Consider the following 24,487-nt stretch of genomic DNA (forward strand, 5'->3'; position numbering starts at 1 on the left):
TTTCAAATGCCATTTCCATCGGATATGAGGATAAAATGACGCTCCCGCATCCGCACTTCTCACGGTCCCATCTTGGAAAATCTACGTCAGCGTTTCATTGCCTTCTCGGTCGATGCCGGCGTCCTGCGCTTTGGCGAATTCGTCACCAAGGCCGGTCGCACTTCCCCGTATTTCTTCAACGCCGGCCTGTTCCATGACGGCGCAACGCTGGGCAAGCTCGCCGACTTCTATGCGCAGACGCTGCTCGACTCCGGCGTCGAGTTCGACATGCTGTTCGGCCCGGCCTACAAGGGCATCACGCTGGCCTCGGCCACCGCGGTGGCGCTGGCGGCAAAGGGACGCAACGTGCCGTTCGCCTACAACCGCAAGGAAGCCAAGGACCATGGCGAGGGCGGCACCATCGTCGGCGCGCCGCTGCGCGGCCGGGTCGTCATCATCGACGACGTGATTTCCGCCGGCACCTCGGTGCGCGAATCGGTCGACATGATACGCGCCGCCGGCGCGACGCCGGCCGCGGTGATGATCGCGCTGGACCGCATGGAGCGCTCCGGCCGCGACGACGCGCTGTCTGCCAACTCGGCGGTGCAGGAAGTCGGCGCCGCCTACAACATGCCGGTGGTGTCGATCGCCAACCTGAACGACCTGCTGACCTATATCTCGGCGGGCGGCAACAGCGAACTGGCGCAGCACCGGGACGCCGTCGCCGCCTACCGCCGCCGCTATGGCGTCGACGGCGCCTGAAGCGGCATGGTCAGCAAGCGGCTTGCCCTGCTGTGCCTGCTGCCCGCGCTGTGGCCGGCGCTGGCGCTGGGCCAGGCCAAGATCTATATCTGCAAGGATGCCGCCGGCCACACGCTGAGTTCGGACCGGCCGATTGCCGAATGCAGCAACCGTCCGGTGCGCGAGATCGACAAGAACGGCATCACCCGGCGCGAGATCGCGGCGCCGCTGACGGCCGAGGAAAAACAGAAAAAGGAGCAGGATGCCCGTGCCCGCCGGGCCGAAGAACTTGCCGCCGTCGAGCAGCGTCGTAATGACGCGGCGATTCTGTCCCGCTTTCGCAGCGAAGACGACATCATCGACACCGGCCGCCGCAACGCCGCCATCGTCCAGGAAAACGTCAAGCGGGAAAAGCAGGTGCTGGCCGCGTCCGAAACGCGGCAGCAGGCCGCCGAAGCCGAACTCGCACAACTGCCCAGCGGCGCACCGCGCCCGGCCTATCTGCGCCAGCGACTGGAAGAAGCCGACCGCGGCGTCAACGGCAGCCGCCGCCGGCTGGACGACTACGAAGCCGAGATCCTGCTGATCAATACGCGTACGGAAGCGACGCTGGCGCGGTTCAGGGAACTGCGGCGGGAGCGGGCGGGGCGGTAAAGGTAGTCGTTGCTTTGATAGTGGCTGGTAGGTATGTCTGGACAGCTTTCCCGCTGCTGACAAGGGCGAATTTTTTCGCAGCCCGGATTAGGTACAAATAGCATACGGACACAATATGGGACTGAAGCTGCAACCGGTCTGCGATCTTATGCTAGCTCTTCATGCCGCAACAAGGCGAAATCTCTCGCCCCTTCGTTCATTTTATCCTGCAAATTTGCCGAACGGGTCGTGTCACTTACATAGAATAAAATTTGATGAACGGGGAATGACAATTCAGCAGGCTCACCATCAATTGGGTCAACATTTCGTTTCAAAACAAAATGCTCATCGTTAGTCTTCCCACATTGAAAATACTCTCCTCCCTGATAGGTACTTTCTCGAACACCGAATTGAATGCCAAGGGAAGATTCCAAAATATTCTTGGCTCCTTCAATGTCATCCGACATATAACCGTAAAGATCGTAGACCGTCATATGTTTATCTCTTTCCAGGTAATGTCAAGCTAGGCGCTTTCTGAGCAGCCGTTGCCGAATTGTTATAAATCATAAAATTGACCTCTCTACCAACTTGCTGCCCCATTTGACTCGACAAATCTCGTAAGCCAAGTACTCGCAAATCACGTGCTGACAGCGGGCCAGTACGGGTTCCGCCTGAACGTAAGCCAATGCCCAATTCTTGCGCTCGGATCAACAAAGCAGGGTCTGCGAGCGCAACATCAAAGTCACTTACGCGTCCAAAATCAAAAGGCTCGCCGGTCTTGAAGCTTCTCCCGGTAACAGCACTTCCTTGAAGTAACGGCTCTGCATTTTCGTATCCTGCGCGGCCTAATCCAGAACGCATGTTGTTACCGAATTGGGCAAAGTCCTCTACGTTCGCAAAGCCATGCGGCACTGAGCTATTTGCCGCACTTTCCGGCACAACCCCCAATATCCCACCACTACGCTGCAAATAATTGTATATCGCCGCGTCAGCAGTCGGCCCAAGCGCGCGCAGGCCCATTGCCCCCAGTTCGGTTACTTTTGCATAAGCGTTGAAACTGAATATCTCGCCCAAGCCACCTGCAAACTGACTCGCCCCCTGATCGTACTCGAACGGTCGCAAGTTGAACTGGTCAAGCCGATTGATATTCTTGCCGCCGGTAAGGGCCAGGTCGCCGATCATGGCCCAGCCCTTGGTGGCATCGCTTACAAGGCCGACGGTGCCCTGAGCCACGCCAAGGCTGAAGTTTTTGCCTAGCATGCCGGCAAAGCCAAGAGCGTTGCCCATCTGCTCGCCGTAGCCCATGGATGGCGTGCCGGCGTTTTCCGCTTCGGTGGAATAGCCTGTCGGAAGGCCGGTGAGGGGGTCGTAGACCGGCTGGATTGTCGAGCTGATGGTATTGGTCAGTGTGTGGATTTCAAAGTCCGGTGATACCACTGGATACGACACTGCCCCGGTATTCCAGATCAGCCCACCATCCGCACTCTGCCCAACCATGTGCAGCGAGGCGTTGTCCGGCACGCCGGGTATGTTCCATTCTGCATAGTCATTGTCGGATCCAGTTAATCCGCCATCGCCGCGCTTGGTAATGATCGTGGTCTCGGGCAGCCATGCGGTGCCATCGGCGTCGTGCCAACCTACGCCTGAGGGAATGGATGCTTCCGTGTGGCCTAAGCCGCTTGTCCGGCTAACTTGTCCGCCATAAGTATCTGCATACTGATCAGCCATTGTCCGCGCCGGCGCATTCCAATAATCCGCCTCCGACATGCCCAGCCCGGACATCGCCAGTGCGTTCGCAATCCTGGCGTCGTTGTTCATCGCCTCAATCTCGGAACGCCTGAAGTCTTCGCGGGCAATGTCCGATACGCCGCTGCTCCAGTTGGCCTCGGCAATACTGCTGCCGATCGCCTGCCCAAACGCATCCGCCGCAATCTGCGTCACGCTGATTCGCCCGCCCCGCGCCACTGCCGTCGCGGCCCCAGCGGCAAGTCCGGTCAATGCCGGCTTCGCCAGCCGTTCACCCCAGCCGGCTTGCGCATACGCCTCCGTGCGCACGCCATCGACGGTCATGCCCAGTCCTTCGCTCACGGCCTGGCCCACGCCCGCGCCGACACCTGCAGCGGCGACACCGATCCAGCTGAATTGGTCCTGCAAGCCGGTCGCGACGCCGATGCCTTGCGAGACCGCGTTGGCCAACATGGCGCGGGAGACGACGGCAAACGTGCCCTGGCCAGCCATGGCGCCGGTAGCGACTTCACCAATGCCGGCAGCGACGCCGCCTCCCACGAAGGCCAGTCCGACCTGCGACCAGCTGAACTTGTCCTGCACGCCGATGGCGATGGCCACGCCTTGCGACACGACCGAGGCAGCGGCCGCAGAGAGCGCGCCGGTCACGACCGTCCCTGCGGTGCCGCCGATGCCGGCTGCATTGACCAGCGGCCCGATCAACTGCGGCGCATACACAGCGCCTACGACTGCCACGATGACCACCAGGATCATCCCCAATATCCCGCACCCGCCGTCGTCCGGCGGCGGTGGCGGCATGGTGGGGGTGGTGTCACCGACGACCAGGCTGGCGTCGTAGGGCCGCATGCTGTCGGCGCGGTCGAAGGTGGTGCCGGTCAGCGTAGGGAGTTGCAGTTGCTGGCCGGGGTGCAGGGCAGTTTTGGTGTCAAGGCCGTTGGCCTCGGCGATGAGGTTGCCGTAGGGGTCGTACTGGCGATTGGTGCTGCCGTCTGCGTAGAGGGCAAGTCAGGAGTCTGATCCCACAAGTCGAGTTCGGCTCATTGAGGCTGAAGCCACAAGTTTCTATCTAATCAAATGCGTAACTTGTTCGCCTTTCACATACTTTGCCCACCCCCTAGTATCGATTTCTTCATGGTCAGCCCATTCAGCAAGACCACCAGCTACAGCAACACCAAGTTCTGCAACTTCAAATTTAGGAGGGGACACATCAAGAGCATTCATCAACGAAATGTGCTCAGGTGATGCCCAGACGGTCTCACACTCGTCGCACATTACAACAAAATTTTTTCCGTCAGCACATCGACGAACACCTAACATTCCAGTCCGACAAATTGGACAGTTATTTTTTATGAAGAACATTATTTGCCTCAACGAATTGGATAACTAGTAATTACTTGATTGCCATTACGTATTACAAGTTGAATGTAATTAACCGAAGGATTGCCAAGTGTATCCCCGCCTTGACCACCAACCCAACCAACTCGACGCCCCATGTCAACTTTATAGACGCTTTTTTTGCCTACGGTGTTTGTAATCACATTTGGTCCACCTCGCTGCGCAATAGTCCATGCTTCGTCAACTAAGCCAATTATTCCTTGTCGTCCAGCGTCAAATACGCCGTGTTCCCCAACACGCAAAGGTTGATCTTCTACGTGATGTAATACGTGTTGAATCCTATTTCCATATAGCGCGTCTGGACCGTATTGCAATCCCAGTGGGGACTCCCATGTATCGTTGCCAATGTACTTTAGACGATTGGCAGCATCTATTTTATTGACCCCGCTGACTTCCGGTACTACCTCCAACACTCCACCAGTACGCTGCATGTAACTGTATATCGCCGCATCCGCAGTGGGCTTTAGCGCGCGCAGCCCAACAACCCCTAGCTCAGCCGCCTTTAAATACGCGCCGGGACTAACCATCTCGCCAACGGCACCCCCAAACTGGCCTACCCCCGGATCGTACTCGAACGGTCGCAAGTTGAACTGCTCAAGCTGGTTTATGTTGCTGCCGCCGTTGAGGACCAGGTCACCAATCATGGCCCAGCCTTTTGCGGCGTCACTGACGAGGCCAATGCTGCCCTGAGCGACGCCGAGACTGAAGTTCTTGCCGAATGTGCCAGCGAAGCCGACGATGTTGCGCATCTGCTCGCCATAGCGCATGGTTGGGCCGTCAGTGTTATCCACCTCAGTGGTGTAGCCGGTCGGTAGGCCAGTGAGTAGATCGTAGACTGGTTGGGTTGTCGAGTTGGGGATGTTGGCTAGCGTGCGGACGTCGATATCCGGCGAGCCCACCGGATACGACACCGGGCCGGTATTCCAGATCTGTCCCCCATCTCCGCTTTGCCCGACCATGCGCAGTGGAGAGCTATCCAGCATCAGCGATTCTCTTGCCTGCCGTAGCAGATGCGCATCAGACTGATCCGCCCATGCCTGGTCATATGCTGCGCGCATATCGTCAACGGAAGCGTTGGGATTGCGGGACATGTAGTCCTGTACGAACCCGTACTCGGCGGAGGGTATCTGGTTCGAGTCGATGCCGCTCAAACTGTCGATGCTCAAGCGCAATCGATCGGCGGTATTTATGGCCTGACCGCCATAAGTATCTGCATACCGATCAGCCATTGTGCGCGCCGGTGCATTCCAGTAATCGGCCTCCGACATGCCCGGCCCGGACATTGCCAGCGCGTTTGCAATCCGGGCGTCGTTGTTCATTGCCTCGATCTCGGAACGCCTGAAGCCTTCGCGGGCAATGTCCGATACGCCGCTGCTCCAGTTGGCCTCGGCAATACTGCTGCCGATCGCCTGCCCAAACGCATCCGCCGCAATCTGCGTCACGCTGATTCGCCCGCCCCGCGCCACTGCCGTCGCGGCCCCAGCGGCAAGTCCGGTCAATGCCGACTTCGCCAGCCGTTCACCCCAGCCGGCTTGCGCATACGCCTCCGTGCGCACGCCATCGACGGTCATGCCCAGTCCTTCGCTCACGGCCTGGCCCACGCCCGCGCCGACACCTGCAGCGGCGACACCGACCCAGCTGAACTGGTCCTGCAAGCCGGTCGCAACACCGATGCCTTGCGAGACCGCGTTGGCCAACATGGCGCGGGAGACGACGGCAAACGTGCCCTGGCCGGCCATGGCGCCGGTAGCGACTTCACCAATGCCGGCAGCGACGCCGCCTCCCACGAAGGCCAGTCCGACCTGCGACCAGCTGAACTTGTCCTGCACGCCGATGGCGATGGCCACGCCCTGCGAGACGACCGAGGCAGCGGCCGCAGAGAGCGCGCCGGTCACGACCGTCCCTGCGGTGCCGCCGATGCCGGCTGCATTGACCAGCGGCCCGATCAACTGCGGCGCATACACAGCGACCACGACTGCCACGATGACCACCAGGATCATCCCCAGTATCCCGCACCCGCCGTCGTCCGGCGGCGGTGGCGGCATGGTGGGGGTGGTGTCACCGACGACCAGGCTGGCGTCGTAGGGCCGCATGCTGTCGGCGCGGTCGAAGGTGGTGCCGGTCAGCGTAGGGAGTTGCAGTTGCTGGCCGGGGTGCAGGGCAGTTTTGGCGTCCAGGCCGTTGGCTTCGGCGATGCGGTACCAGTAGCCGGCGTCGCCGTAGGTTTGCCTGGCGATGCCCTGCAGGGTATCGCCGGGTTGCACGCTGTAGCTGGTGGACGTGGTGCCGGGGTGGCGGTCGTTGATGACCTGGTAGGTGAAGTTCAGGTCGGCGCCGGCGGTAAATTGCGGGTTGGCGTCGTCGTCCTTGGGCTGGACGGGATTGGGGCCGGTGCCGTAGCGGCCGAGGACCTGGCCGTTGGCGATGAGCTGGCGCTGGATGTTGTCGCCCTGCTGGACCAGCAAAGCCTGGCCGCTGGCGTCATTGTAGTAGCGGCGGTTGTTGCCGCTGCCCTCGGCGTCGGTGATGGCGGTGAGGTTGCCGTAGGGGTCGTACTGTCTTGTTGTGCTGCCGTCCTGGTACAGGGTGCTGGTGCCGTCGGTACGGTCGATGACGTAGCCTTCGTAGCGCGCCAGGTGGTTGGTGAAGGTGTTGGTGTAGCCGTTGTCGCCGTACTGGATGACGCGGTATTGGAGGATGTTGCCGACCGCGTCGTAGCTGCCGGTGTGGACGTTGGGCGGGACGGGAACACCGATGTTTTCGAAAAAGTGCTGCATCTCGGGGCTGATGCTGTCGTTGCCGCTGTAGTCGACGAGATAGTCGGGGTTGCCGCCGATGTCGTTCACGCGTTGCCACAACAGGCGGCCGTTGGCGTCGTAGCGGTAGGTGCGCTGGTTGTCGGGCAGTTGGTCGACTTGCGGGACGCCTTCGTTGAGCGCCTCGATCCGGTCTTTGGCCGAGCCTGCGAACACCGTTTCGAACACATCCATGATGTCTCTGCCTGGTACGGCCGCCTCCACCATCGCGGCCTGATACACCAGTCGGCTGCCGGCGTCATACCGCCGCTGCTCGACGTACTGCCCGTCGCGCAGCGTACGCACCAAGCGGTTCATCGCGTCGTATTCATAGGCCGCCGTGGTGTGGCGGCCCTGGGCCTGCCAGGTGTCGCCGGTGCGATTGCCCGCGCGGTCGTAGCTGACGCGGTGGCCGTTCGCGCCGAGTTCGCCGGCGGGCGTGGCGGCGTTGACCAGCACCTGCCGGTTCATCGCGTCGTAGCCGTACCAGCCTTCCTGGTGCTGGGCGATGCCGGCGCCGGCGATGTCGGTGACGATGTGCACCCGGTTGCCAAGGCGGTCATAGCTGATCTGCACGGCGGCCTTGCCGTCGGCGCGGTCGGTCACGTCGGTCATGCGGCCCAGGCTGTCGAAGTGCAGGGTGTTGTCCTGCAGGAGCAGGCCGTCCTGCACGGTGCGCTCAGTCACCCGGTTGCCGGCGGCGTCAAAGGCGTAGGTGGTGGTCTTGTGGTTGGCAGCGTCGACGATCTGCACCAGCTTGCCGGCGGTGTCGTAGGTATAGCGCAGATCCTGGCCGGTTTGCGTGGCCTGTTCAACCATCTGGCCGGCGCTGTCGTAACGGACACGGGTGACTGCGCCGCCGATGTCGGTGTGGGACAGCAGGCGGCCGAAGTCGTCGTACTGCCAGCTGGCATGGGCGCCGTTGGCGTCGGTCATGCCGCTCTGGCGGTTGTGGTGGTCGTACTGGTACTGGGTTTGCTGGCCCAGCGGCTGGATGACGTTGATCAGGTTGCCGTGCAGGTCGTAGCGGTAGCGGGTGAGGTTGCCAAGGCCATCGGTACGGGCGACGACGCGGCCGGCTTCGTCGTAGCGGGTGATGTCAGTGATGCGCTGCTGCCCGCTGTCGGCAAGGATGCCGCTGGCGTTGAAGTCGAAGACCTCGACCGGGGCGGCGATGACGGCGATGCGGCGGCCGAGCTTGTCGTAGGTGATGTCGGTGGCGTGGCCGTTGGGGTCGACGGTGCGCACGACGTTGCCGAAGGCGTCGTAGTAATGCCGGACGATGCCGCCGTCGGCATGGTGTTCCGCGACGAGCTGGCCGGCGGGGTCGTAGTCGTTGACGGTAACGTTGCCGTTGGCATCGGTCATGCCGATCTGGCGGCCCATGCGGTCGTGGAAGAAACGGGTGACCGGCGCGCCGTTGCCGGCGTCGGGGCGGGTCTGCTCCACGACCTGGTTGGCGGCGTTGTAGCGGGTGCGGGTTTGCCAGTCGGGGGAGCGCGGGTCGTCGATGGTGAGGATGTTGCCCCAGCGGTCCTGGGTTTGATGGACTTCGGGGCGCAGGGTCAGGCTGCTGGTGACGCTGGCGATGCGGCTGGTGGCGGGGAGGGCGTAGGACGTGGAGGCAATGGTGCTGTCGGTCAGGACCGGCAGGCTACCGTCCATGGGGATGTCGAACTGGCCGCGGGCATGGGCGACCAGCAGGCCGTCGCGCACAAAGGAGAGGTCGTATTCCCAGGAGCCGGCGGGGTACTCGTTGAGAACGAGTTTCTGCATGCCGATTGGCTGACCGTCGGCGTCTACGCCCATGACTTCGGTGGTTGCCGGGATCTCGGTCCACTCTTCATTGCCGACGGCGCGCACCATCAGGACGGTGGTGGTGCCGGCGGGCGGCATCGGCCATTGCAGCACGGTCGCCAGTGTGCCACCGCGTTCGGTGGTAGGCAGGTTCAGCGGCTTGTAGGCTGCCAGCGTGACTTCGCCGGTCAGGGTGCGTGACGTTTCGGTAGCGTCGGCCGGGATGAGTTGCAGCCGGTATTCGTAGCGGCCGGCGGGGATGGCGCTGCGGTCGACGCCGAAGTAGCCATTGGCGCGCGGCAGCACCGGCATGCTGCGCCAGGCGTCCGTGCTGCCGGCGATGCGGTATTCGAAGCGCTGGCTGCTGCCTTCGCCGGCATTGCCCCAGACCAGCCAGGCGGCGGCGTCCTTGCCGTTGGCGTTGGCGCCGGTGGTGCTGCTGCGAACGGCGATGTTGTCGATGACGGCAACGCCGTCGGCGCCAATGGCCTGGCCGGGCTTGCCGGCGGTGATGTGCAGCTGGCCGGGCAGGGTGACAGTGCTGCCGTCGGGGCCGGTCTGGCGCAGCTCGAACGCGTAACTGCCCGCGCCCAGCGCGGCGATGTTGGCGCCGGCTTCGCCGTTGCCGGCGTCGATGATGGCAAGCGTGGCCCAGTCGCTGCCGTTGGCGTCGCGGATGACCAGCGTTTGCGTCAGGCCAGCGCGCGGCTGCGGCCAGCGCAGCATGCTGGCGTCTGCAACGAAAAAGCTGGCGTCCTGTTCGAGGCCGGTCTGGGCGATCGCGCGGCCGAGCAGGTCGTAGCGGCTGTCGGTGCGGCGCACGTCGGTGGCGAGCGCTGCCGACCAGACGCTGTCGGCCGGCAGCGCGGTGCGGCCATTGCCCTGGATGAGTGCGGTGGTGTTGCCCTGCAGGTCGTGCAGCATGACCTTGTGCTGGCCGTCGCCGGCGTTGCTGCGCCAGAGGCGGCCGGCCTGGTCATAGTCGAAGAACTCCTGCCAGCCGCCGTCGGTGCCGCGGGCGACGACTTCGCCGAAGGCGTTGTAGGCGGTGCCGTGCGCGACGGCGTCGCCGATACTCTGGGACTCGCGCCAGTCGACTTCGCGGCCGAGGGCGTCGCGCTGCCAGGTCTGCCACAGCGTGGCGCGATGGCCGTCGTCGTCGGTGGTGACTGCCTGCCATGCCTTTGCCAGCTGGCCGTGGGCGTCGTAGGAGCGGTATTGCGACACGCCCATGGCGTCGGTGCTCTGGACCATGTTGCCGTGGCTGTCGTACTGCATCAGGGTCAGGCGGTCGGCGCTGCTGCTGGCGGCGGGCGCATGGCCGGCTTCGTCGGCCTGCTGTATGCCGAGTGCGCGGTCGGTTTGCGCGATGACGTTGCCGAAGGCGTCGCGCTGGAATTCGATGAGCGGGATCAGCACCGCGCCACCGGTGGTGCTGGCGCGGGCGGGCGCGGCCACGGCGGTGGTGCGGCCAAGGGCGTCGTACCAGGTGAAGGTGGAAGCGCCGGCGGCGTCGGTGACGCGGACTAGGTTGCCGACGGCGTCGTAGCCATAGCGTGTGACAAGGTCGCCGCGCACGGTGACGGTAGGTGCGGCGGGGTCGCTGTATTCGACGTTGACGCGGGTTTCGCTGGTCTTGCGATTGGCGGCGTCCCAGGTGATGCGGGTGATGCGGTCGTCGGGACTGGAAGACGCGGGCCCGTCCGGCGCGGCTTGCGCGAACTCGACACGCTCGGTCAGGTTGCCCCAGGCGTCGTAGGCGAAGGTGGTGCGGTAGTGCAGCGCGTCGACGGTGGCGACCTGCTGGCCGCGGCGGTCATAGTCGTATTGGGTGCCGACCCACAGGCCTGCCATCGGGTTTTTTAGCTGCGCCGATTCCACGCGTTCGCCGAAGGCGTTGTAGCGGTTGCGGGTAATGGCGCCGGCGGTGAACAGCTGCGCGCCGGGGGCGGCGTCGGGGTCGTAGACGGTGACGTTTGCTTCGCTGAGCCAGGTCAGGCGGCCGTTGCGGTCGACCGCCTGCTGCAGGCTGCGGTCGGCTGCGACGCGGGACACTATCGCGGTGATCTCGGCGCCGTCACTGGCATAGGGCAGCGCGACGGGCAGCGCGACGGGCAGCGCATGGCGGGTGAGCGAGACGATGTCGCCGAAGGCATTGCGGGCGTAACTGGTGACGTAGCCGGCGGCGTCGACCTCGAAGGCCAGGCGGCCCATGCGGTCGTAGGTTTTATGGCTGGCATTGCCGGCGACGTCGCGCCCGGCGATGGCGTCGCCGAAGCTGTCGTAGCGGGTCTCGCTGGACAGGGTCTGCATGCGTTCGGTGCGCTGCGCCAGGTCGCTGCGGCCGTTTTGCACGGGGTCGTCGAGCGTGGCGTCGTACACGCCGACGGGCGGGAACACCGTACGGACCTGGCGGCCGAGCGCGTCGTATTCATAGAACGTGGTGCGGGCGTCGGGCCGACCGTCGGCTTCGGTGCGCGCGCGCAGGTTGCCGAGCGCGTCGTAGCGCTGGCGGGTGACGAGGCGTTGTGGCGTGGGCTGGCCGTCCAGCGCCAGGTCGCCGTTGCCGTCGTGTGCGACGGTGGCGACATCGACTTCGGGGGCAATCTCTGCGGTCATCCGGCCGGCAGCGTCGTATTCGTATTGCCACAACGCGCCGCTGGCATTGCGGTAGGCAACGCGGTTGCCGAGGGCGTCGACTTGCCAGGACTCGGCCAGTCCCAGCGCATCGACATGCTGGGTCAGATGGCCGGCTGCGTCCCATGCCCATTGCTCGGCGTGGCCGGCGATGTTGCGCTCCAGCAGGCGGCCGAGTGCGTCATAGCGGCTCTGCGTGACGTAGCCTTCGGCATCGGCGGCGGATACGACACGGCCGGCGGCGTCGTACTGCTGCCGGGTGATGCGGTCGTGCTGCGGGTCGGCATGCCGCAACAGCGCGATAAAAGTGTCGCGCGGGCTGGCCGCGGCGTCGATGGCCTGCAGGTCGGCTGTGCTGAGCAACTGCGCATGGCGGGTGAGGACGAGCGTCTGGCCGAGCGCATCGTAGACGCTGTGGGTGAGCGCGCCTTCGGCGTCGATGGCGTAGACCATGCGGTTGGCGCCGTCATAGGCGTAGCGCAGTACGCGGTCCTGCTGCGCGTCGGAGACGAGCATGGCTTGCAGCGCGGCGGCGTCGGGCCGTGCGCGTTGCGGGCTGGACAATGCGGCTGGTGCGTTGGCATAAGCGGTGCTTGTGAGCAGGTTGCCGTTGTTGTCGAGTGTGCGACGCGTGATTTGGCCCAGGGCATCGACTTGCCATGTGAGGCGGTTGGCCGCGTCGTAGACCATGTCGGTCACGCGGTCGGCGTTGGAAATCTGTGCCTGGACGGGTGGCGCGCCGAGGGGCAGTGCATTGGCGTAAGCAATGGTGCGCAACAGGTTGCCGTTGCTGTCGTAGCGGAAAACCGTGAGCGCGCCAACGCCGTCGATGCGGGTGGCCTGACGGTTGGCGGCGTCGTAGCTGGTGCGTTCGCTGGCGTCGGTGGCGGGGTTGGCGATGCGCTCGGCCAGCGCTGGCACGGTCTGCGTGCTGAACGATGTGCCAGGGGGCAGCAGCGCGGCGTAGCGGGTGCGGTCGATCACGTTGCCGTTGGCGTCGTAGCGTTGCAGGGTCAGGCCGCCGACGCCGTCCAGCGTGGCGATGGCGTGGTTGGCGGCGTCGTACAGGGTGCGCAGCCGGAGGTCGTGCGCATCGTCGGCGGTGACGGACGGGGCGCTGCCGTGCTGCCAGCTTGCAAGGTCGATCGCGGTGACGTAGGCGCGGTGCTCGATGACGTTGCCGTTGCCGTCGTGGCGGTAGGCATTGACCGCGCCGCGGCCGTCGACGGTCCAGGCGAGGCGGCCATCGCGGTCGAGGACGCGGTATTCGGTGATGTCGGTGGGTGAGGCGGTGACGCGGGCGGCAATGGCGGCGATGTCGCTGGCGAGAGCATCGATTGGAATAGCCTGGGCGTAGCGGGTGCTCTGGATGATGCGGCCGGCTGCATCGTAGGTCAGCGCGGTGACATCGCCGGCGCCGTCCACGCTGTAGCGCAAGCGGTTCTCGGCGTCGTAGGCGTAGCGGCTGGTGTAACCGGCGGCATCGGTGCTGGAGAGGAGATTGCCGTTGGCGTCGTAGGTATGTCGTGTGGTCAGCGCCAGGCCGTCGGCGTCCTCGATCTGGACAATGCGCCGCCCGAGCCCGTCGTACTGGTAGGTGCTTAGGATGCCGTTGGCGTCGGTGACCGACAGCTGCTGACCGCGTGCATCCCAGGTGAAGCTGGTATGCAAGGCCAGGCCGTCGGGGTCGATCACCTGTTGCAGCAACCGGCCGGCACGGTCGTAGCGGAAGGTGGTGACGATGCCGTTGGGGTCCGTGTTCCGCACAACGCGGCCAAGCGCGTCGTACCCATAGGACGTGGTCAGCGCAAGTCCGCTTGGATCGACCGTACGCGACAGCACGCGGTTGGCGGCGTCGTAGCGCAGGCTTGTGGACGTGCCGTTGCCATCGACGGTTTCAATGAGCAGGCCGGCGCGGTCGTAGTGGCTTTCGGTATGCGCCAGCGCGGTGTCCTGAGCGATCGGGTTGCCGTCGCGGTCGTAGGTCAGCTGCGTGACGTTGCCATTGCCGTCGGTCACGCTCTGGGTCTGGCCGTGGCGATTCATCACGGTGGTGACGATGATCCCTTCGGCGGTGGTCAGCGTGGTGCTGCGGGACTGGTCGTCGTAGCGCAGGGTGGTGGCGTTGCCGAGGGCGTCGGTGCGGGTGACGGTACGGGAGAACGCGTCGTAGCTGGTGCTTTGCGCAGCGCCGGTGGCGTCGACGACCTGCACGGTGCGGCCGAGGCGGTCGTATTGAGCCGAGTGGACGTTGCCGTTGGCGTCGGTGCTGCGGACGATGCGGCCAAAGGCGTCGTACTCCTGGCGGGTGGTGGCGACCAGGTTGAGGGCGTCGCGCGTTTCAGTCAGCAGCAGGCCGCGGGCGTCGAAGCGGCGGCGGGTCTCGATGGGGCCAGTGTCGGTGTCGACCGTGGTGGCGATAGCATCGCCGAAGCTGTCGTAACGCTGGCGGGTATGGATGCCAAGCGCGTCGGTGCGGTCGACCTGGCGGCCGGCGCGGTCGTAGACGGCGGTGATGGCGGCATCCGCGCCGGGATTGGCCAGCAGGGCGATGCTGGCGTCGAGCGACGCGCTGACCAGGCCGCCTTGAAGCGCGGCGAGGATATCCGCATCGAGCCGGGCGGCGTAACGCGTGATGCCGGTTTTCTGGCTCAGGCCGTCATAGCGATGGGCTTCGACTTCGCCCAGCGCATTGATCGCATACACCAGCTGGCTGTCGAGGTTGTAGAAGAACAGTGTTCGATGGCCGTTGGCGTCAGTGCGGCTGGTGAGCCGACCGGCGGCGTCGTAGGTGTAGCTTGTACCGTAGGTTTGCCAGATTGCGTCGGACGCTGCACCCGCTGCACCCAAAGCTCCCAGCGCCGCGCTGCCTTCACCGGAAAGCTCCGCCACCAGCCGGCCTTGCAGGTCGTAGCGTCGGGTCTGCATGCGCGCTTCCGCCGTGCCGGCCGCGGTGGTGCTCGTGGTGAGCCGGCCCATGCTGTCGTAGTCATTGCGCGTGACGGTGCCGGATGCATCGGTGCGCGTGACCAGCCGGTTCAGCAGGTCGTATGTGAACTGCTGGTGCTGATCCGCCAGCGACGCAAGCGGCGGCAGGCTTGCGCCGATGCCGCCGGCCACCAGCGCGGCGCGCTGTGCCGGGGTTACAGGCTGCGCGTAGCGTATGGTCCCGATCCGGTTGCCGTTGCCGTCGTAGCGATAGCTCGTCAGATAGCCTTCGCCGTCGATGTCGGCTACCAGCAGGCCGCGTGCGTCGTAGACCATGTGCTCGACGATGTCGTCCCTGCCGGCTGAGGGCAGCAGCTGCGCCAGCGTTCCGCCCGCACGCAATGCGGCATCGGTCGGTCGCGCATAGGCGATGCGCATGACCGGCTGGCCGGCCGCATCGTAGCGGGTCTCGCGCAAGGTGCCGGCGGCGTCGAGTTCGCCGCGCAGCAGGCCGTCCTGGTCGTGGAAGAGGCGGGTGATGCGGTCGTCGGATGACGTTGGGGGCAGCACCTGCGCCAACGTTGGCGCGGATGACAGGCGACTGGTAGCGACCTGCGCCGCATAGGTGACGGTACGCAGCACGCGGCTGGCGCCGTCGTAGTCGGTGCGGGTGACGGTCCCTTCGCCGTCGACCTGCGCGACGACCCGGTTGGCATTGTCGACGACGCGCCAGGTGCGCACGTCCCCGCTGCTGGCAGCCGGTCGCAGCCGCGGCAGTTCGTCGACATAGCCGCCGGTCAGCGCTGGCCGTGCAGCGATGGGCGTGGCGTAGCGGATCGACTGCAGCAGCACATCGTCGGCGTTATAGACATATTCGGTCAGGCTGCCGTCGCCATCGATCTCGCCGGTGAGGCGGCCGGCCGCGTCGTACAGCATCCAGTGCTGGACGCCGGTGGCGTCGGTGCTGCGGCGCAGGCGGCCGTCGGCATCGTAGTCGTGGCGGACGCTGCCCAGCACGGCGCCGGCGGTGTCGACCTGCATATGGGCGACCGGCCGGCCGGCGCGGTCATATTGATCGATGTCCTGCAGGCCGTTGGCCTGCGTGGTCAGCGTGCGGTTGCCTGCATCGTCATAGCGCACCAGCGTGCTGTTGCCCAGCGCGTCGGCGGTGGCCAGCAACCGGTTCAGGCCATCGTATGCGTAGCGGGTAACGCCGCCCGTGGCCGCCACCGTCTGCAGCAGGCGGCCATTGGCGTCGTAGAGGTAACGTGACACCGCGCTGCCCTCGGGCGCGCCGCTGCCGTCGGCCCGCAGCGCTGCATAGCGCGTCTGCTGCGCCAGCTGGCCGCGAAAGTCGTAGCCGTAATCGGTGCGCACCGCCTGGCCCGGCGCCTGTCGCGCGACCCATGAAGCGAGCGCGGCCTCGGTCGGCGCCGCGCCGGTATAGCCGCCCGTGGACACGCCGCTGTTCGACGGCAGCGGCTGCGGATAGGCCACGGCCCACGCGGCGCTGTTCTGAAAGGCCGCGGCATGGTGCAGCTCGGCGGTGCGCTGGCCGGTGGCGTTGTAGCGGTACTCGGTCACGCGGCCCTCCGCGCTGACGAGGAAGCGCAGGTTCAGGCGGCTGTCGTAGATGAAGTGGCTGGTCTGCGGCTGGCTGGCGCGGGCGCTGCCGGCGCCGTCCGGGTCGGGCATCGCATACACGGTCTCGGTGAGCAGCTGGTTGCGCGTGCCATAGCTGCGGGCGACCGTGTTGCCGGCCGCATCCCGCTGCAGCACCAGGTTGCCGTTGCGGTCGTATTCCAAGGCCGTGACCAGCCCGCGCGCATCGGTGACCTGGGTCACGTCGCCGCGGCTGTTGTAGAGGAAGGACTGCACCTGCGCACCACCTTGCACGGCCGGGCCGGTGATGCGCAGCAGCTGGCCGGCGCCATCGTAGTCGTAGCGCGTGACCAGCCCCAGCGGGTCGGTGACGGTGGTGCGGCGGGTGCTCAGGTTGTAGTCGAAACGGGTAGTCTGGCCCAGCGCATCGGTCACGCTGGCGATGCGGTAGTCGCCCAGCAGGTGGACATAGGTGAAGCGGTTGACGCTGCCGTCGTCCTGCGTCACTGCGCTGACGCGGTCGCTCACGCCCTCGTAGGCATAAAGGGTGGTATAGGCATTGCCGTCGCTGATGCGGTTGTCGGCAGGCGAGAGGTCGACGCTGGCGCTGACCAGGCGGTTGAAATGGTCGTAGGCATAGCGCATGCGCACCGTGCCGGCGGCCGGGCCGTCGCGGGTGACGTTGCGCACCTGCGTGAGCAGGCCGGCGGTGTAGTCGAACAGGGTGCTCTCGCCGCTGGCGGTGACGATGCGTTCGACCTGTCCCCAGCGGTTGTAGCTATACGTGAGCGTGTTGCCGTCGGGGTCGCGCCGCTCGGCCAGCGCCCAGTTGTGCGGCTTGCCGTCGGCATAGCGTTCGGTCACGCCGGTGTCGCCGTCGGTCCAGGTCAGGCTGCTGCCGTCGTAGGCGATGGTGTCGTAGGCGCCGGCGCCGTCGGTGCAGAGGTAGACGCCGCGGGCGGTGTCGAAGTCGTAGTAGGTGACGCCGCCGTCCTGGTCGACGCGGGTGACGGTGGTGCCGGCGCGCAGCAGCTTGCCGGTGAATTCGAGGTGGGGCGGCTGCAGGCCGGAGACGTTGTAGGGGCCGGGCGTGTAGGCGCCGTCGAATTTGCCCTGGCTGTTATAGGTGCGTACGCCTTCGACGGTGAGGCCGGAGCCGACCAGGCGCTCGTCGGCGTCCTGCAGCACCAGGTTGCCGCTGGCGACATTGACGTAGACCCGCTCGGTGCCGCGGCCCTGGGCCACGTTGCCGCTCGTGGCGCGCGGGCCGAGGGTGGCGAGCGAAGAGGTCGCCAAACCGAGTGCATCACTGCTGACGATAGCTGCCATGAATGCTCCTGCAAAGCGTTGAATGGGGGCGATGCGGCGCGGTGATAGCGGGGGGTGAGACGAGCGCGGTGGCTAGTGCCGGATGAGAATGTAGCTGCGCGGGAGCAAGAGAATCGCAAGTCGCTAAAAAATAGCGTGCGGTTGGCGGAATCGTCTGGATTTGGCGACGGATTCGGTGTTGCGTTGAGCGGTGATCAGAACCGATGCACGATTATTGAAAATGAAGGCAGGAGTAGTCGATGCGGCGGCGGCGTCGAATCGCCGCGCCCGCCGCCCGATGGCGATCTGGCTGCCGATGCGCCGGCCGATGTTCCGGGCCGCAGTGGATATCGCCGTAATGGCCTTGCGGGCCGGGCATATTTGCCGGCATCACCCGTTGCGGGTGCGCGGCCATGAACTTGCGGCAGCCGGCGTGATTGCCGGACGCCGGACGCCGGCATCGACGCCATCCATGCCCAGCATGGGAACCGAGATCTGGAACTCACCCGGCGGCGCCGGCAGGTAAGCGTCGATGCCCCGGCGGCGCGGTCCGGTTCATCCGGCAGCACCGCCGGCACGGGCGAGCCGATGGCCTGCATCGGCGGCCGATGACCCGGACCGCGGGAACGCGGCCGTTTTACTGCGTCAGCTTCTGCTTCAGCAGTTCGGTCAGCTGCGCCGGGTTGGCCTTGCCGCGCGAGGCTTTCATCGCCTGCCCGATCAGCGCGTTGAATGCCTTCTCCTTGCCGGCCCGGAATTCCTCGACCGACTTCGCATTCGCCGCCAGCACCTCGTCGACGATCTTCTCCAGCGCGCCGCTGTCGGAAATCTGCTTCAGCCCGCGGGACTCGATGATCTCGTCGGCCAGCTGCGCCGATGAGGATTTCGCTTCCCACATCGCGCCGAACACTTCCTTGGCGATCTTGTTGGAAATCGTGCCGTCGGCGATCCGTTGCAGCAGCAGGGCGAATTGCTCGGCGTTGACGGGCGCGTCGGCAATGTCGACGCCTTCGCGGTTCAGCGTGGAAGCGACGTCGCCCATCAACCAGTTGGCGGCGGGCTTGGCCTGCTCACGGCCGGCGGCGTTGACCACGTCCTCGAAATAGCCGGCCATTGCCTTGGACTGCGTCAGCACCGCGGCGTCGTATTCGGTCAGGCCGAAGTCGCGCACAAAGCGTTCGCGCATTGCGCCGGGCAACTCGGGCATGGAAGCCCGCACGCGCTCTATCCATTCCTGGCTGATGGCCAGCGGCGGCAGGTCGGGGTCGGGGAAATAGCGGTAATCCTGCGCGTCTTCCTTGCTGCGCATCGAGCGGGTCTCGCGCTTGTCCGGGTCGTACAGCCGGGTTTCCTGCACCACGCGGCCGCCGTCCTCGATCAGCTCGACCTGGCGCCGCACTTCGTAGTTGATGGCTTCTTCCAGGAAGCGGAAGGAGTTCAGGTTCTTGATCTCGCACCGGGTGCCGTATTCCGCTTGCCCGACCGGGCGCACCGAGACGTTGGCGTCGCAGCGGAACGAGCCTTCCTGCATGTTGCCGTCGCAGATGCCCAGCCACGTTACCAGTGCATGCAGCGCCTTCGCATACGCCACAGCCTCGGCCGCACTGCGCATGTCCGGCTCGGTGACGATCTCCAGCAGCGGCGTGCCGGCGCGGTTGAGGTCGATGCCGGTCATGCCGTGGTAATCCTCGTGCAGCGACTTGCCGGCGTCCTCTTCCAGGTGGGCGCGGGTCAGCTGCACGGTGCGCAGTTCGGGCTTGCCATCCTTTTCCAGCAGGAAGGACAAGGTGCCGCCCTGGACCACCGGGATTTCATACTGGCTGATCTGGTAGCCCTTGGGCAGGTCGGGGTAAAAGTAATTCTTGCGCGCAAAGATCGACTGCGGCGCAATGGTCGCGCCGATCGCCAGGCCGAACTGGATGGCGCGTTCGACCGCGCCGCGGTTCATGACCGGCAGCACGCCCGGCAGGGCCAGGTCGACCGGGCAGGCCTGGGTGTTGGGCTCGGCGCCGAAACGGATAGGCGCGCCGCTGAAAATCTTGGACTGGGTCGTGAGCTGCGTGTGCGTCTCCAGACCGATGACAACTTCCCACTGCATGGTGAACCTCGCTGTTTTATTGTTCCGCGGGCTGGCGCAGGTGCCAGTCGGTTGCGCACTGGTAGCGGTGCGCGATGTTGAGCAGCTTCGCCTCGCTGAAATAATTGCCGGTCAGCTGCAGGCCGACCGGACGCTTGCCATTCTTCTCGCCCTGGCCGAAGCCGCACGGGATCGACATGCCGGGCAGGCCGGCCAGGTTGGTCGACAGCGTGAAAATGTCGGCAAGGTAATTGGCGACCGGGTCGTCCGTCTTCGCGCCCAGGTCCCAGGCCACGGTGGGCGCGACCGGCCCCATGATCACGTCGCACTGGGTATAGGCCTGGCGGAAATCCTCGGCGATGAGCCGGCGTATCTTCTGCGCCTGCAGATAATAGGCGTCGTAATAGCCGTGCGACAGCACATAGGCGCCGACCAGGATGCGGCGCTTGACCTCTTCGCCGAAGCCTTCGGAGCGGGTCTTGCGGTACATGTCCGACAGGTCGGTGTAATTCGCCGCGCGGTGGCCGTAGCGCACGCCGTCGAAACGCGACAGGTTGGACGAGGCTTCCGCCGGCGCGATCACGTAATAGACGGGAATGGACAGCTCGGTCTTGGGCAGCGAGATGTCGACCAGCGTCGCGCCCAGCTTCACGAACTCCTGCAGCGCGGCGCGCACCGCCTGCTCGACGTCGGGCGCCAGGCCCTCGCCGAAATATTCGCGCGGCACGCCGATGCGCAGGCCGTCGAGGCTGGCGTTGAGGTCGCGGGTGTAGTCCTCGCGCTCGCGCTCGACGCTGGTCGAGTCGCGCGGGTCGAAGCCGGCCATCGCGCCCAGCAGCAGCGCGCAGTCTTCCGCGGTGCGGGCGATCGGGCCGCCCTGGTCGAGCGAGGAAGCGTAGGCGATCATGCCGAAGCGCGACACCCGGCCATAGGTCGGCTTGATGCCGGTCACGCCGCAGAACGCCGCCGGCTGGCGGATCGAGCCGCCGGTGTCGGTGGCGGTGGCGCCGGGCGCCAGGCCCGCCGCGACTGCCGCGGCCGAGCCGCCGGACGAGCCGCCCGGCACCGCGCCGCGGTCCCACGGGTTCTTCACCGCGCCGAAATAGCTGTTCTCGTTGGACGAGCCCATCGCGAATTCGTCGCAGTTGAGCTTGCCCAGCGTCACCGTGCCGGCCGCATTGAACTGCTCGACGACCGTGGCGTCGAACGGGCTGATGTAGTTTTCCAGCATCCGCGAACCGGCGGTGGAGCGCCAGCCGCGGGTGACGAAGATGTCCTTGTGCGCGATCGGCACGCCGGTCAGCGCCGTGGCGTCGCCGCTGGCCAGCCGGGCGTCGGCGGCGGCTGCCTGGGCCAGGGTCAGCGCTTCGTTGATGTCTGTATACGCATTGAGATCGCTGGCTTGCATCCGGGCAAGAAAATGGCGGGCAAGTTCGGTCGCTGAAACGTGCTTGCCTTGCAGCAGCGCGGACAGTTCCTTGATGGTCTTGGTGTGCATGGTTTGTTCTTTTGCGGTGTCTGGCTTATTCGATGACCTTGGGGACGAGGTAGAGGCCGTCCTGGGTGGCCGGCGCCGGCTTCTGGTAGTCCTCGCGGCGATTCGGCTCGTTGGCGATGTCGTCGCGCAGGCGCAGCGCAAAGTCCGCGTCATAAGCGGTGATCGGCTGCGCCAGCGGCTCGACGCCGGTGGTATCGACCGCCTTCATCTGCTCGACCAGCGCGAAGATGCCGTTGAGCTTGGAAAGGGTGGAAGAAGCCTGCTCGTCGCTGAGTTCGAGCTGGGTCAGGATCGCTAATCTTTTGACATCGGATAGGGCAAGTGACATGGTTGGAAGGCGTGCTGGACGCGTCTCGGCTAGGGTTGCGGAAATAGTAAAGATTAGCTAATAGGCGGTAAAAACTTGCCAAATCGATGCATTCCGCAGCGATTTCGAGTGTTTTCAGCGTCTGGTAGGAGCCAGATTATAAGGTAGAATGTCGGGTTACTGCCTGCAGGCGCCAGCATAGCGGCTGCCGCGGGGTACAAATAACCTCTAGCGACGCGCACGATGTTGCGCACCAGGACTATTCAATGTTTGGATTTCTCCGCAGTTACTTTTCCAATGATCTCGCCATTGATCTCGGTACTGCCAACACGCTGATCTATGTCCGTGGCCTCGGCATCGTACTCGACGAACCGTCGGTGGTCGCCATCCGCCAGCAGGGCGGTCCGAACGGCAAGAAAACCATACAGGCAGTCGGCAAGGAAGCCAAGCAGATGCTGGGCAAGGTCCCTGGCAACATCGAAGCCATCAGGCCGATGAAGGACGGCGTGATCGCCGATTTCACCGTCACCGAGCAGATGTTGAAGCAGTTCATCCGCATGGTGCATGACACCAAGCTGTTCAAGCCGTCGCCGCGCATCATCATCTGCGTTCCCTGCGGCTCCACCCAGGTCGAGCGCCGCGCCATTCGCGAGTCGGCCCTGGGCGCCGGCGCGTCGCAGGTGTTCCTGATCGAAGAGCCGATGGCGGCCGCCATCGGCGCCGGCCTGCCGGTGTCCGAGGCGACCGGTTCGATGGTCGTCGACATCGGCGGCGGCACCACCGAAGTGGGCATCATCTCGCTGGGCGGCATGGTCTACAAGGGCTCGGTCCGGGTCGGCGGCGACAAGTTCGACGAAGCCATCGTCAATTACATCCGCCGCAACTACGGCATGCTGATCGGCGAGCAGACCGCGGAAACCATCAAGAAAGCCATCGGTTCCGCATTCCCGGGTTCGGAAGTGCGCGAACTCGAGGTCAAGGGCCGCAACCTGTCCGAGGGCATTCCGCGCTCGTTCACCATTTCCAGCAATGAAATCCTGGAAGCGCTGACCGATCCGCTGAACAACATCGTGTCGGCAGTCAAGAACGCGCTGGAGCAGACGCCGCCCGAACTGGGCGCCGACATCGCCGAAAAAGGCATGATGCTGACCGGCGGCGGCGCGCTGCTGCGCGACCTCGACCGCCTGCTGATGGAAGAAACCGGCCTGCCCGTCATCGTCGCCGAAGACCCGCTGACCTGCGTGGTGCGCGGTTCCGGCATGGCGCTCGAGCGCATGGACAAACTCGGTTCGATCTTCTCTTACGAATAAACCCGCACGGCGTAGCCAGTCGCTCCTTGGCATGCCGGGGTCACGCATGGTTGCCTTCGCCATGCCAGCCCGGCCTGCCCAACCGGGGCAGGATGATTCTCACTGATGGAATACAATCCTCCGCCACTCTTCAAGCAGGGCGCCTCGGCCCGCGCCAAGGTCGTCATCTTCGCGCTGCTTGCCATCGTGTTGCTGGTGGTGGACGCCCGCACCAACACGCTCGCCATGCTGCGCCAGTTCGCCGGCACCGCGCTGTATCCGCTGCAGGTGGCGGCGCTGGCGCCGCGCGACGCGCTGTATGCCGGCGCCGGCTATGTCGGGTCGCTCACGGTGCTGCAGCGGGAAAACACCGAACTCAGGAATGAACAGACCCGCAATGCGCAGGCGTTGCAGCAGGGACAGTTCCTGGCCGCCGAAAATGCGCACCTGCGGCAGTTGCTGGCCGCGTCGGAACGGCTGCCGGTCAAGTCGGTGCTGAGCGAGATGCTGTATGACACCCGCGACCCGTTCACCCGCAAGATCGTGCTGAACCGCGGTTCGCAGCATGGCGTTTCCCTCGGGCAGCCGGTCATCGACGACACCGGCGTCGTCGGCCAGGTGACGAGGCTCTATCCATTCACCACCGAAGTCACGCTGCTGACCGACCGCGACCAGGCGATCTCGGTGCAGGTGGTGCGCAGCGGCGTGCGCAGCGTCGCCTATGGCCGCGGCCAGTCCGGCGTGCTGGAACTGCGCTTCATCGCCGCCAACGCCGACATCAAGAAGGGCGACACGCTGGTCACGTCCGGGCTGGATGGCGTCTATCCGGCCGGGCTGGCGGTGGCCACGGTGCTGTCGGTCGAGCACAAGTCGGCAGACGCATTCGCCCGCATCGTCTGCCAGCCGGCGGCCGGGATCGACCGCCACCAGCAGTTCCTGATCCTGCTGAACGAGCAGAAGATGCCGCCGCGGCCGGCGCCGGAAGAACAGAAAAAGGAAAAGGGGCCGAAGAAGCGGATGAAGGACAGCCCGAAGGACGCGGCCCAGGCCGCACCCGCAAGCCCCGCCGCTGCAACCGGTGCCGCCGCGGCGGCCAACACGACCCATGCCGCCGGCGCGGCCGAAAAGAATGTGACCCGGCTCAGCTCGCTGCGCGCGGCGCCGGCCCTGGAGACCAGAAAATGAACCGGCCGCATTACATCCTGCTGCCGGTCAGCCCGCTGTTCATCGCGGTCACGCTGATCTGCGCTTTCCTGCTCAACCTGCTGCCGTGGGGCGGCCTGACCGGCGTGCCCGACTTCGTCGCGCTGGTGCTGATCTTCTGGAGCGTGCACCAGCCGCGCAAGGTCGGCATCGGCGTCGCCTTCGTGATGGGGCTGATGATGGACGTGCACAATGCGTCGCTGCTGGGTGAAAACGCGCTGGCCTATACGCTGCTGTCCTATTTTGCGATCATGATCCACCGGCGCATGCTGTGGTTCCGGCCGCTGACGCAGGCGCTGCACGTGCTGCCGCTGCTGGTGATGATGCAGGTGGTGCAGATGCTGATCCAGGCGCTGGTCAGCGGCAAGTTCCCGGGCTGGTTCTATTTCGCGTCCAGCCTGGTCAGCGCCGCCCTGTGGCCGCTGGTCACCTGGATGCTGCTGGCGCCGCAGAGAAGGGCAATCGACCGCGATGAAACCCGTCCCATCTGAACCGTCCGGCTCAGCCGGGCCGTCCGGGCGCTACCCGATGCACCGCATTCTGCAGGAATGG

General features: G+C 65.2%; 13 protein-coding genes. 6 read left to right on the forward strand and 7 right to left on the reverse strand.

All coding sequences use genetic code 11. The features are described from left to right. The first annotated feature begins 72 nt into the window (after positions 1-72). Together pyrE and QOL82_RS20795 are read left to right on the forward strand one after the other, a co-directional pair. On the forward strand, positions 73-741 hold the full coding sequence (gene pyrE / locus QOL82_RS20790) for an orotate phosphoribosyltransferase (protein ID WP_283444223.1): 669 nt from the start codon (positions 73-75) through the stop codon (positions 739-741). Positions 742-747: 6 nt separating this feature from the next. Beyond that, positions 748-1,374 (forward strand): DUF4124 domain-containing protein, encoded by a 627-nt coding sequence (locus tag QOL82_RS20795; protein ID WP_283444224.1) that lies wholly within the window; start codon positions 748-750, stop codon positions 1,372-1,374. A 146-nt stretch (positions 1,375-1,520) separates the two neighbouring features. Here the strand turns inward: QOL82_RS20795 and QOL82_RS20800 are convergent, their stop codons facing one another. The 4 genes from QOL82_RS20800 to QOL82_RS20815 form a co-directional block, all read right to left on the reverse strand. Then, positions 1,521-1,847, reverse strand: coding sequence for a hypothetical protein (locus QOL82_RS20800; protein WP_283444225.1), 327 nt, complete (start codon positions 1,845-1,847; stop codon positions 1,521-1,523). Positions 1,848-1,851: 4 nt separating this feature from the next. Beyond that, positions 1,852-3,852: a hypothetical protein gene (locus tag QOL82_RS20805; protein ID WP_283444226.1), complete on the reverse strand. Its 2,001-nt coding sequence runs from the start codon at positions 3,850-3,852 to the stop codon at positions 1,852-1,854. A gap of 309 nt (positions 3,853-4,161) precedes the next feature. Continuing rightward, positions 4,162-4,458, reverse strand: a complete 297-nt coding sequence (locus QOL82_RS20810) for a hypothetical protein (RefSeq protein WP_283444227.1) — start codon at positions 4,456-4,458, stop codon at positions 4,162-4,164. Between the two features lie 8 nt (positions 4,459-4,466). Continuing rightward, positions 4,467-17,582 carry a LysM peptidoglycan-binding domain-containing protein gene (locus QOL82_RS20815; RefSeq protein WP_283444228.1) on the reverse strand — a complete coding sequence of 4,372 codons (13,116 nt, stop codon included), beginning with the start codon at positions 17,580-17,582 and terminating at the stop codon, positions 4,467-4,469. Positions 17,583-17,802: 220 nt separating this feature from the next. Here QOL82_RS20815 and QOL82_RS20820 point away from each other — a divergent pair, with 220 nt between their 5' ends. Further along, the gene (locus QOL82_RS20820) at positions 17,803-18,087 is read left to right on the forward strand and encodes a hypothetical protein (protein WP_283444229.1); all 285 of its coding nucleotides are present in this window, start codon (positions 17,803-17,805) and stop codon (positions 18,085-18,087) included. Positions 18,088-18,198: 111 nt separating this feature from the next. Here the strand turns inward: QOL82_RS20820 and gatB are convergent, their stop codons facing one another. Genes gatB through gatC form a run of 3 tightly spaced genes read right to left on the reverse strand, consistent with a single transcriptional unit; the run spans position 18,199 to position 21,464 of the window. Beyond that, positions 18,199-19,659, reverse strand: coding sequence for an Asp-tRNA(Asn)/Glu-tRNA(Gln) amidotransferase subunit GatB (gatB, locus tag QOL82_RS20825; protein ID WP_283444230.1), 1,461 nt, complete (start codon positions 19,657-19,659; stop codon positions 18,199-18,201). Between the two features lie 16 nt (positions 19,660-19,675). Beyond that, positions 19,676-21,136: an Asp-tRNA(Asn)/Glu-tRNA(Gln) amidotransferase subunit GatA gene (gene gatA / locus QOL82_RS20830; protein ID WP_283444231.1), complete on the reverse strand. Its 1,461-nt coding sequence runs from the start codon at positions 21,134-21,136 to the stop codon at positions 19,676-19,678. Positions 21,137-21,161: 25 nt separating this feature from the next. Further along, positions 21,162-21,464 (reverse strand): Asp-tRNA(Asn)/Glu-tRNA(Gln) amidotransferase subunit GatC, encoded by a 303-nt coding sequence (gatC, locus tag QOL82_RS20835; protein ID WP_283444232.1) that lies wholly within the window; start codon positions 21,462-21,464, stop codon positions 21,162-21,164. A 245-nt stretch (positions 21,465-21,709) separates the two neighbouring features. Between gatC and QOL82_RS20840 the strand changes: the two genes are divergently transcribed. The 3 genes from QOL82_RS20840 (at position 21,710) to mreD (ending at position 24,426) form a co-directional block, all read left to right on the forward strand. Beyond that, positions 21,710-22,753 (forward strand): rod shape-determining protein, encoded by a 1,044-nt coding sequence (locus tag QOL82_RS20840; protein ID WP_283444233.1) that lies wholly within the window; start codon positions 21,710-21,712, stop codon positions 22,751-22,753. A 105-nt stretch (positions 22,754-22,858) separates the two neighbouring features. Further along, the gene (gene mreC, locus QOL82_RS20845) at positions 22,859-23,917 is read left to right on the forward strand and encodes a rod shape-determining protein MreC (RefSeq protein ID WP_283444234.1); all 1,059 of its coding nucleotides are present in this window, start codon (positions 22,859-22,861) and stop codon (positions 23,915-23,917) included. Continuing rightward, the gene (gene mreD, locus QOL82_RS20850) at positions 23,914-24,426 is read left to right on the forward strand and encodes a rod shape-determining protein MreD (RefSeq protein ID WP_283444235.1); all 513 of its coding nucleotides are present in this window, start codon (positions 23,914-23,916) and stop codon (positions 24,424-24,426) included. Before mreC ends, mreD begins: the two co-directional genes overlap by 4 nt. Positions 24,427-24,487 lie beyond the last annotated feature (61 nt).

Origin of the sequence: Noviherbaspirillum suwonense, assembly GCF_900182955.1 — a bacterium.
Taxonomy (GTDB): Bacteria; Pseudomonadota; Gammaproteobacteria; order Burkholderiales; family Burkholderiaceae_D; genus Noviherbaspirillum_A; species Noviherbaspirillum_A suwonense.